We start from the raw sequence: 13,030 nt of genomic DNA, 5'->3' as shown, positions 1-13,030 counted from the left end.
AAAGGGGTGGAAGTTATGGAAACAATGATTTCTCTGGAACGGGCCTTGGAGGTTGTCCTCCAGCGGGTAAAGGCCCTTGGGGTTGAAAAAGTGGGTTTAGGACAGGCCTATAACCGAGTGATAGCAGCTGATGTTCAAGCGCCAATGGATATGCCGCCTTTCGATCGTTCTCCCTTGGATGGGTATGCTTATTGCGCTCAGCCAACAGACAAAGCTCCCTTGACCCTCAATATCGTCAGTGAGATTCCTGCCGGGACATGGTCTGAGCGGGAAATTCAGCTTGGGGAATGTGCCCGGATTTTTACCGGGTCACCACTTCCTAAGGGTGCGAATTGCGTGGTAAAACAGGAAGATACGGAACGCCTGGGAGACCGAGTGAGAATCAATCAACCTGTTGCCCCTCAAGCCAATGTAGTCTATCAAGGGGAAGAAACAAAATGCGGTGATATCGTTTTAAAAGTAGGGGACTACCTTTCTCCTGCCGCCGTAGGGTTATTAGCTTCCTTAGGTGTTGAGGCGGTTGAAGTGTATCGCCGTCCCAAAGTAGGAATTCTGTCCACGGGCTCAGAGCTCCGGGATGTGGGCAGTCCATTGCCTCCAGGGAAAATCTATAACAGCAATACTTATACCCTCAAAGGCCTTCTCCTGGAAGCGGGATGTGAGGTGAAGGTAGCCCCCTTTGTGGAGGATGATTTGGGGGAGACCATTGAGGCTTTAAAGACTTTGGAAGACACGGATCTTGTGGTTACTACCGGAGGAGCTTCAGTGGGCGAATACGATCTCATCCGCGATGCCTTGGCAGGTGTGGGCTGTGAACTCCTCTTCTGGAAGGTTAACTTTAAACCTGGAACCCCTGTGGCCCTTGGAGTCAAGGGGGAAAGGCTATATTTCTCTTTATCGGGAAATCCCGCGGCGGCGGTAGTGAATTACGAACTCTTAGTCCGCCCTGCCCTGCGCAAACTTATGGGCAGAACATCTCATGAACGGGTTTTTCCCGTCTATATGGACGGTGATTTTGGGAAATCCGGCAAACAGAGAAGATTCTTACGGGCTCGGGCTGTCTTTCGCAACGGGGAGATATGGGCGGATCCCAGCTTTGCTCAAGGTTCCGGCGTCCTCCGCTCAATGAGGGGAAGCCATCTCCTGGTGGATGTTCCTGGTGGACATGGACCGGTTCAAAAGGGCGAGCGCCTGCAAGGCCGCTGGATTGCTTCATGGGAGGAAGATTAAATGATTCCAGTGGTATCGATCGTCGGGCAACGCTCGAACTCAGGTAAAACCACCTTGCTGGTTAAGCTCTTAAAAGAAGCCAAAAACCGGGGCTGGAGAGTTGCCGCAGTTAAGCATGATGTTCATGGATTTGAGATGGATAAGCCGGGGAAAGATACTTGGCGGTTTGCCCAGGCAGGGGCGGATGTGGTCGCCATATCGTCCCCGGAAAAGATGGCTATCCTTGAAAAAGTCCAAGAGGAGCAGACCTTGGCGCAAGTACTGGAGCGCATAAATAATGTGGATCTCATTTTTACTGAGGGGTATAAGCACGGGAATCAGCCTCGTATAGAGGTTTTTCGCTCAGAGGTCCATCAGGAGCTCCTATCCAAGCCGGAGCAGCTGATCGCCATTGCCAGTGACGTCCAATTTGAGCTGGGGGTACCTTGCTTCGACTTGGATGATGCCCGGGGAATCTGTGATTTTCTGGCAAGTAAATATGGATTAAAGTGAGACAGGGAAGGTCCTGTCTCACTTTTTTTGGAGGGGCTGACCATGCCGCTCAAGAGGCGTCGGCAGAGGGGGAAAAGGCTCGCAGAGGTCGTGTAGCTGAATGCAGAGTAGGCGCAGGTCGTGTAGCTATACGCACAACGCTCACTCCATAGCTCCGGGGCTGGTCCACTCGCTTTCTTAACAGCCGAGCCAAACCCCGCTGTTTTCTGCATGTTAACCGGTGGCTCGTCTAAGTTAAGAAAGCCTCGTTGACAAGACCGCCCCTCCGCTAAATCCGTTCGCTTTTGTGCGTATAGCTACGCTTGCGGGCCTCCTTTCAGCACTGTTTTTTGGGTCCTGGGGCCTTTTGTGAGGAATTCCTAGGGTCATCTTCAGGGTCCTTCTTAAGGTAGCCGACCCTGCCGCTCTAGCGGCGTCGGTAAAGACGGAAAAAGCGGCTCGGGTCAGGCGACTTGCCCCACATCTCCCACAACGCCCCGCTTGCTCAGACCCGAAAAACAGCCCAAGGATTTTGCTTTACAAAAGGAAGCGAATTTAAGCGAGCGGAAACAAAACTTCGCGAAAAGCACGCAGCGGAGTCGGGTTGGAAACAGGACGTTTCCAACCGCCCATTGAGAACAAGTGCGAAAGCAGTGCTTTCGAGGAGCGATTTGGGCGGGGACCCGACGGAGCGGAGAGCTTGAGTGTTAGTTTTGTCCGCGCAGCTTATGGAGCGACCGGTGTAAAGCAAAATCCTGGAGATTTAGCGTATCCGCTCTAAAAGCCGGGCCGCCAGAGGCAGAAAAGGCATGGCAATGAGAGAAGACAGCACATTGAAAAGGGTATGGGCGTTGGCTACCTGGAGGCTGACAGGTCCCCCGATCCATTGCAAGAAAAGAGCGAGTGGCGTTAGGAAGGGAAAGAAAAGAAGCGCGCCGAAGAGGTTTAAAAGGACGTGGAAAAGGGCTACCCGTTGGGCTGCCCGGTTAGTGGCTAATGAAGCGATGACGGCTGTAAAGCAGGTGCCGATATTGGCTCCGAATACGAAGGCAATGGCTGTAGGAAGAGTAATCCAACCATCTGAAGCCAGAATCATGACAATCCCGGTGGTGGCTGATGAGGAATGGAGGACGGCGGAAAGCAGAGTACCTGCGATAATGCCTTGGAAGTGATGATCTCCCAGTTGATGGAGTAATTCCTGCACCCTCTCTACCTCGGCTAAAGGAGCCATACCGCTTTCCAAAAGATTTAAAGCAAGAAAGAGAAAAGCTAAACCTAAGCAGGAGAGGGCAAGATAACGCCAGCGATGGGGAAAGAAAAGATAGCCTAGCCCACCAATCAAAAGGGCATAGGGTATCATGGGTTCCAAGGGTAGGGCCAGAAGCTGGGTGGTCACGGTTGTGCCGATATTGCTTCCTAAAATCAACCCTAAGGCGTTTCGAAAGGAAATAAGGCCGGAATCCACAAAAGAGACGGCCATAACTGTCAGGGCAGTACTGGATTGAAGAGCAGCCGTAGCAAGGGTTCCGCTCCAGAAGCCCCGCCAGGGGGTGGCGGTCATTTGATGGAGAAGATCGCGGAAGGTGTCTCCGGCAAACGCTTGAAGTCCGTAACGCAGAATATGCATACCATAAAGCAGAAAAGCAAGTCCCAGGATTAAGGCAAGGAGAATGGTCAACATCGCGGCCTCTCCTTTCTTTTATAGCTTACCTCCATCCGCCCCCGCACAGGCGCTCCCTAAAAGTATATGGGTAAATTTCGTGGTCCAGAACAGGAGCATCTCTTCCAGTAGGAGCGTAAATTAACCCAAGGGGTGATGGTATGCTCATTCGCCAAGGGACGGTAAAGGATTGGCCATTTATGTATGAATTAGCTAAGAAAGTTATTCCTGTGAATATTTCTCCATGGCGTCAACAGCCCATGGAAGAAACAATGAAGTACCGAATAAAAATGTTGAAAAACTTTTGGACATGGATCCAACAAAGTAACTCCAAAGTGTTTATTGCCGAGATGGACCCAGGAAAGCCGGCAGGCTTTTTGGTCCTTTATCCAGATGCTCAGGAAGAGCTGACGGGGTTACATCAGGGATGGGTTATGGATATTGCAGTTCTCGAAGAATACCGTAACCATGGAATCGGAAAGGTTTTGATGGAGGAAGCGGAAGCCTATTGCCGGGAGAAAGGTATTCAATATCTTGGTTTAGCAGTAAGTTCTCACAACGTCCAGGCCTTAAGGCTTTATCAGAACCTGGGTTTTGCAGAAGAGCGTAAGCTTATGGTTAAGGTTCTAAAGGACTAAACAGAAAAAATGCAGGGAAATTACTAGACTTCCCTGCATTTTACTGGTTTTGTTAAAGAAAACCCGATAGCACTGAGAATAAAAAAAGCTTGCGACAATGAGCCGCAAGTGAAGTAAAAGAGAGGAGTGGGGATAAAAAATAATTGGAAAACGTGAGACTACTTAAAGTGTTTCCCAGGAAATTTGCCAATATACATGCCGGTTGAAATTTTCTGATAGAGAAAAGTATTTCTCAGAATTATCATTATGAAGATTATGTTCATGAAGGAGAGTGGTATAATAGAGAAAAGTTTGTTAATGGAGGAATAGTGTGGATCGGAAAGAAATATCAGAAATTGTGCAAAAGATCCTGCATGACACTCAAGCCCAGGAAGGTAGTTATTGCATTATCCGTGCCCAATCGAGGCGTGAATGGTCCCTAAGACTTAACAATGGGCGTTTTGAAAGAGTGTCTACCGCCAGAGAAAGCGGAATCGGGGTCCAAGCCTTTACTTCGGAAGGAGCCTCAGGATTTGCCTCAGTGAATTCGTTGACGGTGGAGGCCGGAAGGGAGGCAATGAAGCGGGCAATTTCTCTTGCTGAGCATAACGCAAGGCTCGGAGCAGAATTAAACCGCGCCATCTATAGCGCATCCCCTTTAAAAGCTGAAGGCCCAAATCCAGCCAAACTGGAGTTTGACCATTTCTCTTTAACAGAATTGCAAGAACAGGTTATGTTTTTACATAAGCGCTTGCTGAGCCGAAGTTCAGAAAACTCCTGGCAGACCAGTTATCGTCAAGTGGAGGATATCTGGTGTATCGGACGAACCGATGGAACCTTAGTCTCCTATGTCGTTCCACGGGCAGTGCTTATGCACCAGGGGACAGTTAGGGTGCAGGGACGGGCTAAAAACACTCTTGTTCAACGAAGCGGCGTGGATGCTGGTCTTCTCCTTTTAGAAAAAGAAGATTCCAGCCTGGAGAAAAGAGGAATTGAACGAGGGGATTTTGCCAAGAAGGTTTGTGTGGCGCCGAATTTGCCAAGCGGACATTATCCTTTGATTATTGACTATGGCTTGGCAAAGGGATTAGCCCATGAAGCCTTTGGACATGCTGTGGAATCGGATCATATGAAGGAGTCCGTGCTGGGGGAAAAAGGGAAGTTGAAGAAAGGTCTGCAAGTAGCTCGCCCCGGTGTACATATTATCGACGGTCCCTTAGAGGGGGATTGGGCTTATCAGCCTTTTTCCGCTAATGGTCTGGTGCGGGAAACCGTTGAGATCGTAAAAGATGGTGTGCTGCAAGCAGGCCTGGGTGATATATTTTCTGCTCAAGAGGCTGGAATGCCTGTCTCAGGGGCGGGGAGAGCGGAAAGCTATGGACATATTCCTCTCCCAAGGATGACCAATATCCGGTTGCTGGTGGATGATGTTCTTCCCTTAGCCCATACCTCCGGTTTGATGGAAGAGGTCTCCCAAGTGCGCCGGACTCTGATGGAGGCAGGTGAACTTCAAAAGGAAGGAAAGCATCTCTTGCTTTTAGGGTACCGGGGAGGTCAGGTTAACCCTAAAACCGGTGATTTTGTCTTCCAATGTGACGGAATCATCGATGTTGCTGATCCCAATTTAGCCATCTACCAGCCCAGCATTTTTAGTGGCAGGATTCTCTCGGCTCTGCAAGCGATTCGTGCAGGAGTGGGCGGGGGATGCTATGACGCGATTGGAACATGCGGCAAAGGAGGACAATCGGTTCCCTCCAGCGGAGGAAGTCACCGCTATCTTCTTCTCGATCGGGACGAAAATGTTACTTTGGGAGGAGAGCAATGATGAAACTTGTGACACAGCTTGAGGGATTCCTCCAAAAGGCAAAAAGGACCCCCGTAAAAGATGAACTAAGAATCCGGGATTGGAGATTCATGGTCCAAGAGGCCAAGCTCATATCCCTGGGAATTAAAGAAAACTCACCGGGCAGTGTCTATACTCCTCCGAGCAACCGTCAGGGAGAGAGTGGAGAAGTCTATATTATCTGGGAAGATGGACGATTGACCCAGGCTCAGGTTCAGGCCCCTCCCCCACATGAGGGCAGTGCATATTGGCAGAATCAGCTGGAGGAGTGGCGTCAGGCTTCTTACGAAGATCCTGAGGGAGCAGACATCCCAACCCCCGAGCCTTTGCCATTAGTTACTGTAGAGGATCGGGAAATAGAGAGGATCTTGGCTGGAGAGGATGGAATTCTATTCGAGCAACTGGCCAGGCTGTTAGGGGATACTCCGTCGGGAGTTCATCTCAATGCCGGTCTTCAAGCAGGTTGGGGGTATCGGCACAATCGGAATTCCCAGGGCTTGGCTGTCAGCTACCAGCAGTCCCAATATACACTTTCTTATTCTTTTGATAGTTTGGTCGGAACAGGATTTGCTAAACGCAGGCTGATTCGTCCTGAAGAATGGGATACACTTTGGAAACGGACCCTTGGCTATTATGAGGCATTGCTGAAGGAGTCCTTCGGGATTAATGACCAAACGGTGGTGGTATTTTCGCCAAGCGTTGTAGGGGATCTCTTTGGACAATTTATCTACCCAAATCTTATGGGACAAAGCATCCTGGAAGGTCAAAGTTCTTTTAAAGTCGAAGATTTCAGAGATCATAAGATGATTTTTCATGAGGATTTGAGCCTCTATGTGGATCCTCTTCGCCCCTTTGAATGGAGTTCCTATCTTTTGACACCTGAGGGAGTGCCGGCTAAGAAAACGGTACTGATTCAGCAGGGAAGCCTGCAAAGCCCCATACTGCGGCTGAAGGATGCAAAGGCTTGGGGAGCACCTCCAACCGGTGTTTCCTATGGAACTTCAGGTCTCTATCTTAAGTCCTCTCGGGAGAAGCCCTGGGGAGAGGTCCTTGACCGTATTGACGATGGAATTCTTATCCTCTCAGTCTTAGGGATGCACACCCAGAACAGTGTCTCAGGGGATTATTCCCTCAGTGCCCCGCAAAGCCTGCGTATCCGGGAAGGAAAAATTGTTGGCAAGAGGGATGTGAAGCTCAACGGGAACTTTTTTAAGGATCTGGCTTGTGCTGAGACCATCCTGGGGAAAGCGGAGATTGAGCTGAAGCCTTATCTTGTGGTGAAGACTGGGGTTCAGAATAGTTAAACGGAGGACCAAGGGATGTTAGATATGCACGTACACCTTACCGGCCACGCAGACCGCTTGGCAACTGCCGGGAATATACGGGAGTTTCTGGACCAAGCCCGGAGGATGGGCCTGAAACAGATAGGCTTTGCAGACCATGACTATTATTATAAAGATCTGAATCTGCCACTGATACGGGAAGTGGCTGAAGAGTATCCTGATCTGAAGGTTGCCATCGGCTTGGAAGTGGATTATCGACCGTCGGATGAAGGCAAAATCAAAAACCTTCTGGAGCAATTTCCTTTTGATTTTGTCATTGGCTCTGTTCATGAGATGAATGGATGGGTTTTTGATTTTCCCGAGGAAGAAGCTGTCCATCATCAGAAAGATCCGGACAGGATGTATAAGGAATATTTTCATTGGGTAGAGATGGCGGCTGCCAGCGATCTCTTTACCACCATTGGTCATTTCGATCTCATAAAACTCTTTGGAGTCCGGCCCCAGACGGATATCCTTCGTTTAGCAGATGCTGCATTGGAGCAGATTCAAAAAAAGGGACTGGTCATCGAGCTTAATACGGCTGGACGTTATAAACCGGTAGGAGAATATTATCCTGAGGTAAAAATAATTCAAGAGATTAAGCGTCGGGGAATTCCCATGACACTGGGCTCAGATGCCCATGGAGCAGAATATGTAGGACGTGATTTGGAGAGAGCCGCTCAACTTCTGAAAAATCTGGGGATAAAAGATATAATCGGATTCAATCATGGACAAAAGGAATATTACCCGCTGTGAAAACCGATCGGCAGCAGTGGGCGAAATGGGGCAAGGAGCCTCCCCTGTTTCGGAATGGCAGAAAGGAAATCATGTATGTACAGTAATGAAATTCGACAGCTTCTCAATGATTTGGCGTGGGTCGATGATATAAGCTATTACCATAGCTTAAGGGTAGGCTATCTTATGAGCCGCTTTGGGGAGGTGGACATAGGAAAGCAGTTTGTAAAGCAGGCTTGGGTTACTCGAAATGAATTTGTAGCGGCAGGACTTTTGCATGATATCTCCAAAATCCGCTGGCCCAAAGAAATACTTCTTTCAGGTGAAAGCCTAAAAGACATCGAGCGGGAGATGCTGCTCAAGGTATGGGGCTATATGATCGAGCATCCTCTCGTCTCAGAAGAGATAGTTATGGACTATTATAAAAAGACCGGCAATCGCTTCTGGGAGAGAATTGCTAAAGGAGTGGTATCCCATCACGAGAACTATTCCGGAGGCGGCTATCCCTATCGCCTGAAAGGCACAGAGATACCGCTATTGGCACGGGGGCTGCGGGTTTTTGACCATTATGTCACGGATATTGAGGTCCGCCGGCATAAAAATAAATCTCAGGACCCCGGAGCAGTTATTAAAGAGATGCGGTCAGCGTTAGGAATACATTTTGATCCCTATTGGGGTGAAAAAATATTGGACTATTTGGAGACCATTTCCGTCCTTCCCGGTAATCTCGACGAATGGTTCGATGAGGAATTAAAGAAGAATTTTTAGCCACGGTGAATTCTCGGATAGAAATCCTGATCCTAAGCCAAACTATGGAAAACATATGATCAGGATAGGTGAGAGTGTATGCCGTGGATGGAATTGTCCTTAAATCCCTTGCGGGATTGGGATGAAGAAGGCCTGACCGATTGGGCTGAAGCCTTGGGGGCGTTTTTAACGGAGCGGGGAAAGGAAATAAAAACCTCCTTACAGCTGCTCCCTGGATATCAGATTCTTCGCATGGGGGAAGAAGAAGAGGCGGGGGAGCTTCTGATTAGTTCTTCGGAACGATTAATCGTCATGATGGGATTATCTGTCAAGAATTCTGCTGAGCGTGAATTCGCCGAGATGGTCACCCGATTTGCTCGACAAATGGGAGCTATGGCTTTGCGAGCTCCGATAAACTATGTTGCTGAAAAGGAGTTTTGGCGAGGGCTCGGTGCTTGGGATGTTCAGGAACCTATTCTTTTGCGGGAAGAGGTTCAAAGAGAAAGAGTAGGGGTAGAGCCCTTATATAAACAAAGTTTGCTAGTGACTTACAAAGATAAACCAGCACTATGTTTGGAGCCGATTTTTTGTACGGCTCGCCCCAATGGTCCTGTAAGTTTGGCAGCCCGAAGGCTGGAAAAGCTTTTTGGCGGGGGGCGTCCTATAGGATTTGCCAGCCGGGTATCGGCCTATTCACCCTGGGAATTCGAAAGAAGGAAATGGGATGATCTTCTGGCTTACAGCCGCCTTAAGGCCTATGAAGTGCTGGAGCAGCTCATTATCCAAAGCCTTCCCATGGAGTATACTGCCCCTTTTAATGGCTAGGCGCAGGATTTTAAAAGGGGAATATTGAATATTAAGGTTAAAGAGGAACAGGAGAGGGGTTGGGAAGATGTCTATTTATGAGACAGCCCAGCAATTGGCTCTACAAATCAAAGAATCCGATGAGTATCGTGACTTTATAGTCGCAAAAGAGTCGATGAAAGCTGATGAAGGCCAATACAAAATGATTCGCGATTTCCAGATGAAGCAATTTGAAATCCAACAAGCACAGCTTTTTCAACTGGACATTTCACAGGGTAAGCAGCAGGAGCTTGAGCGCTTATATAGTTTATTAAGTCTTAATCCGGCGGCTCGGGAGTACTTAGAGGCGGAATTTCGTATATCACGGATGATCAATGATGTACAGAAAATCATCGGAGAAGCCATCATCGATGTCTTGCCCATAGGCTTTGATGACAATGATCAACCCCAAATATTGGCTTAAAAAAGAAGATTAATTACGAATCATAAAAATCCGTAAATTCCTTTGGGGAGTTACGGATTTTTCACTAAGGCAAATTAAAAGTAAAAGTTTCACGATGAAGTTTCTGAATTTTCATAATGTTGGTTTCGTGCTATGATAGGAACATGGAGGAGGAGAACTCATGAAATTGGATATTTCGCTGGATCAATTTGAAGAGGAATTGACAAAACAAGGCTATATAACGGAGAAAGAGGACCGAATCGCTCTTACAGCCTATTTAGCCGCCCAACTGGAAAAACCAATTCTGGTCGCCGGGCCCCCTGGTGTGGGAAAAACGGAAATTGCAAAAGTGTTGAGTCAGGTGTTTTCGGCTCCTCTCATTCGTCTCCAATGCTATGAGGGGCTGGATGAGAACAAAGCTCTTTATGAATGGAATTACCAAAGACAGCTGCTCAGAATTCAGATGAAAGAGGAGAGCCTAAAGGAAGAGGATTTATTTGGGCTGGATTATCTCTTGCCCCGTCCCCTTTTGCAAGGGCTAATGAGCGATGAGCTTACCATTCTGCTTATTGATGAGATCGACAAGACCGATGCAGAATTTGAGGCGTTTTTACTGGAAGTCTTAGGTGAATTCCAGGTAACTATTCCCGAAATGGGAACGGTCAGAGCCCGAAAGCGTCCCTTTGTGATTCTAACTACCAATGGTGAACGGGAATTATCTGACGCTCTCAAACGGCGCTGTATTTTTCTCTATGTCAATCCTCCCACAGTGGAGAAGGAAGTTCGAATTCTTCGTGCCAAATATCCGGAGTTGCCGGATAAGTTGGCCTTTCAAGTGGCTAAGGCAGTCAGTATTCTTCGGGAAAAGCTGGCTTTGCAAAAAATTCCTTCCATTGCCGAGACCATGGATTGGGCTAAAGCCTTATTGGTCATGGGAAAAACTGACCTTGACCCTGCCTGGGTGGATGCTACCCTGAATCTGCTTCTCAAAAGCAAGGAAGATCTGGAACTTTTCTATCGTGAGATGGGAGCAGAGCGGCTCCTTTGGGAGACGAAAGGAATGTAAGGAGGGGCCCTGAGTGCAACGAAGCGAACTGGATCGTCATCTGCTGGAGTTTATTGGTCTTCTTCGTGAAGGGGGCATCTCGGTCAATCTCACTGAGGTTCAGGATGCATTGCAAGGATTAACTCTCATCGGGATGGAAGATAAGTCCCGGGTGGAGGGGATTTTGCAGAGCACTTTAGTAAAGTCTGTGAATCAGCTTCCTTGGTTCCATGAGGTCTTCCGCGTGTTTTTTGCGCCACCTGAGGCTAAGTCGACCTGGCAAAAGGAAGCTCAAGAGAAGGTGGAGAGTTGGGAAAAAGGAGTGGCTCAGAGTCGGGAAGAATTGCGTTTCCAGGGGGAAGAGCTGAAGTTTTCCGATGAACAGCTGGCAACGTATATGAATCTTCCGGAAGAGGAAAAAGAGCGGCTGAAGCAGTTTCTTGAACGTTCGGAAGAGGGCACGAGAAATGGGATGCAGCTGGATCACTCTTTTCAACCCATGGTGGAAAAAATGCTCCACGGCTCCCTGGAATACTGGAAGCGCAAGCTGGGGGAAGATTTTCCGATGTCACCTCCGGGGCAGGAAGGATTATTGAGCGAAGCCCAGCGGGCCATGCGCCAAAAGGAGATGCATTACCTGACCAAGGACTTGAAGGATATACCCCCTGAGGAATGGCCAGAGGTCAGTAAACTAATTCGGCGCCTATCCCGCAGGCTTGCTTCCCAGGTCTCCCGCAGACTGGGACAGGGAAAACGAGGAAGTCTGGATATGCGGCGCACCGTTCGGGAAAACCTGCGTTACGGAGGAGTATTATTAAAGCAAAGTTATCGTAAACGGCGCAAAGGAAAGCCTAAATTTGTGCTGGTTTGTGATATGTCGGGATCCATGCTGAAATACACGGAGTTTATTTTGCAATTTGTCTATGGCTTAACCAGCTTAGTTTCTGGAATTGAGACCTATGTCTTTGCCAATCATTTAGTTAATATTACTTCCAAACTAAGAGGTGCCCAAACCTTTCAAGGGATGCTTAATACTTCAATGACGGACCTGGTGGGGGAATTTGGCGGGGGTACTAATTTTGCAGTGTCCCTGGAGGAACTTCACGAGCATTATGGGAGTTCCCTTAACCGCCGAACCGTTCTCTTTATCCTCAGTGATGCTCAGACTCTCGAGGGGGAGAAGGCTGCTTTAAATTTGAAGAAGACCCGCGGCAAGGTTAGGGAAATCATCTGGTTGAACACCTTACCTGAGAAACGGTGGAAAGATGTCAAAACCATAGAGCTTTTCCGACCCTATTGCCAAATGTTTGAATGTAATACTTTAGGTCATTTGCAGGATATCCTGAAGAAATCGCCGGGGTTTGTTTAAAGACTGGATTTGTGAGGCATACTATAGGTATAAACACATCGTTCATAAGCTCACAAACTAGGAGGTTAGTCAGGGTGTTAGAAAAATGTCGTTCCTGCGGATTTGAACATGAAGATTTGGACAGAGTACTTTTTCGGAGAAATCATGTCAGCAATCGGATGCTGCCCTATTGTGCCCAGTGCATGAGGAGACTGTATCAGGTTCCTTATCGGCCGGATCGGGATCTGTAAGATTCTGATTGTTTGGGATATTAGAAAAAGAATATGTTCTTCTTGTGCTGGACAAAATATTAAATTACATATTGCCTAACTTTCTTTCTTTATGTTATAGTGACAATTGAGAATGGGGAGAAAGGGGTTGTATACAATGGCATATGTAATTAATTCTGAGTGCATCAGCTGTGGAGCTTGTGAGGCAGAATGTCCGGTAGGTGCTATCAGTGCCGGAGATGATCTTTACGTCATTGATGCCGATACTTGCACTGATTGTGGTTCTTGTGCTGGAGTTTGCCCAACTGGCGCTCCAAATCCAGCTTAACTCATGTTCTAAAAAAGGGAGTCCCAAAAGACTCCCTTTTTAATTGGCTTTCTAAAGCCCAATGAAGACACGATCATGTATACACAGAAATAATCTTGGTTCAAGATACTCCCTTTATCCCTTTGCTAAGAAAAAAATCAAAACAGCATTTCATCCTGTTGCATGTACCAAACAACTTAATAGGACTAAAGTCCTATTTTAATCAAAT

At 47.9% G+C, this 13,030-nt stretch carries 15 protein-coding genes; 14 read left to right on the top strand and 1 reads right to left on the bottom strand.

Annotated elements, in window-relative coordinates:
- Positions 1-15 precede the first annotated feature (15 nt).
- The 3 genes from DESDE_RS16865 (at position 16) to DESDE_RS22215 (ending at position 2,482) form a co-directional block, all read left to right on the top strand.
- Positions 16-1,230 (top strand): molybdopterin molybdotransferase MoeA, encoded by a 1,215-nt coding sequence (locus DESDE_RS16865; RefSeq protein WP_019851116.1) that lies wholly within the window; start codon positions 16-18, stop codon positions 1,228-1,230.
- A complete protein-coding gene (gene mobB / locus DESDE_RS16860) occupies positions 1,231-1,722 on the top strand; it encodes a molybdopterin-guanine dinucleotide biosynthesis protein B (RefSeq protein ID WP_014795233.1) in 492 nt (163 codons plus the stop codon).
- A 583-nt stretch (positions 1,723-2,305) separates the two neighbouring features.
- Entirely contained in the window at positions 2,306-2,482 is a 177-nt protein-coding gene (locus DESDE_RS22215; protein ID WP_174270151.1) for a hypothetical protein, read from the top strand.
- Here DESDE_RS22215 and DESDE_RS16855 read toward each other — a convergent pair.
- On the bottom strand, positions 2,465-3,382 hold the full coding sequence (locus DESDE_RS16855) for a Na/Pi cotransporter family protein (RefSeq protein ID WP_014795232.1): 918 nt from the start codon (positions 3,380-3,382) through the stop codon (positions 2,465-2,467). The two genes, DESDE_RS22215 and DESDE_RS16855, sit on opposite strands and share 18 nt — an antisense overlap.
- A gap of 140 nt (positions 3,383-3,522) precedes the next feature.
- Here DESDE_RS16855 and DESDE_RS16850 point away from each other — a divergent pair, with 140 nt between their 5' ends.
- The 11 genes from DESDE_RS16850 (at position 3,523) to DESDE_RS21355 (ending at position 12,822) form a co-directional block, all read left to right on the top strand.
- Positions 3,523-3,999, top strand: coding sequence for a GNAT family N-acetyltransferase (locus DESDE_RS16850; protein ID WP_019851114.1), 477 nt, complete (start codon positions 3,523-3,525; stop codon positions 3,997-3,999).
- 310 nt (positions 4,000-4,309) lie between these two features.
- On the top strand, positions 4,310-5,803 hold the full coding sequence (locus tag DESDE_RS16845) for a TldD/PmbA family protein (protein ID WP_014795230.1): 1,494 nt from the start codon (positions 4,310-4,312) through the stop codon (positions 5,801-5,803).
- Positions 5,800-7,125 carry a metallopeptidase TldD-related protein gene (locus tag DESDE_RS16840; protein ID WP_014795229.1) on the top strand — a complete coding sequence of 442 codons (1,326 nt, stop codon included), beginning with the start codon at positions 5,800-5,802 and terminating at the stop codon, positions 7,123-7,125. Before DESDE_RS16845 ends, DESDE_RS16840 begins: the two co-directional genes overlap by 4 nt.
- A gap of 15 nt (positions 7,126-7,140) precedes the next feature.
- A complete protein-coding gene (locus DESDE_RS16835; protein WP_014795228.1) occupies positions 7,141-7,899 on the top strand; it encodes a histidinol-phosphatase HisJ family protein in 759 nt (252 codons plus the stop codon).
- Between the two features lie 75 nt (positions 7,900-7,974).
- On the top strand, positions 7,975-8,646 hold the full coding sequence (locus tag DESDE_RS16830) for an HD-GYP domain-containing protein (RefSeq protein ID WP_014795227.1): 672 nt from the start codon (positions 7,975-7,977) through the stop codon (positions 8,644-8,646).
- Positions 8,647-8,724: 78 nt separating this feature from the next.
- Positions 8,725-9,450 (top strand): hypothetical protein, encoded by a 726-nt coding sequence (locus DESDE_RS16825; RefSeq protein WP_014795226.1) that lies wholly within the window; start codon positions 8,725-8,727, stop codon positions 9,448-9,450.
- A gap of 67 nt (positions 9,451-9,517) precedes the next feature.
- Positions 9,518-9,892: a YlbF/YmcA family competence regulator gene (locus tag DESDE_RS16820; RefSeq protein WP_014795225.1), complete on the top strand. Its 375-nt coding sequence runs from the start codon at positions 9,518-9,520 to the stop codon at positions 9,890-9,892.
- A gap of 160 nt (positions 9,893-10,052) precedes the next feature.
- Positions 10,053-10,937 carry an AAA family ATPase gene (locus DESDE_RS16815; protein ID WP_014795224.1) on the top strand — a complete coding sequence of 295 codons (885 nt, stop codon included), beginning with the start codon at positions 10,053-10,055 and terminating at the stop codon, positions 10,935-10,937.
- Between the two features lie 13 nt (positions 10,938-10,950).
- The gene (locus DESDE_RS16810; RefSeq protein WP_014795223.1) at positions 10,951-12,285 is read left to right on the top strand and encodes a vWA domain-containing protein; all 1,335 of its coding nucleotides are present in this window, start codon (positions 10,951-10,953) and stop codon (positions 12,283-12,285) included.
- Between the two features lie 74 nt (positions 12,286-12,359).
- Positions 12,360-12,515, top strand: a complete 156-nt coding sequence (locus DESDE_RS22135) for a hypothetical protein (RefSeq protein ID WP_005809802.1) — start codon at positions 12,360-12,362, stop codon at positions 12,513-12,515.
- A gap of 136 nt (positions 12,516-12,651) precedes the next feature.
- Entirely contained in the window at positions 12,652-12,822 is a 171-nt protein-coding gene (locus tag DESDE_RS21355; protein WP_005809805.1) for a DUF362 domain-containing protein, read from the top strand.
- Positions 12,823-13,030: the final 208 nt, after the last annotated feature.

The organism is Desulfitobacterium dehalogenans ATCC 51507, from assembly GCF_000243155.2.
GTDB lineage: Bacteria > Bacillota > Desulfitobacteriia > Desulfitobacteriales > Desulfitobacteriaceae > Desulfitobacterium > Desulfitobacterium dehalogenans.
This window is presented reverse-complemented; position numbering and strand designations above follow the sequence as displayed.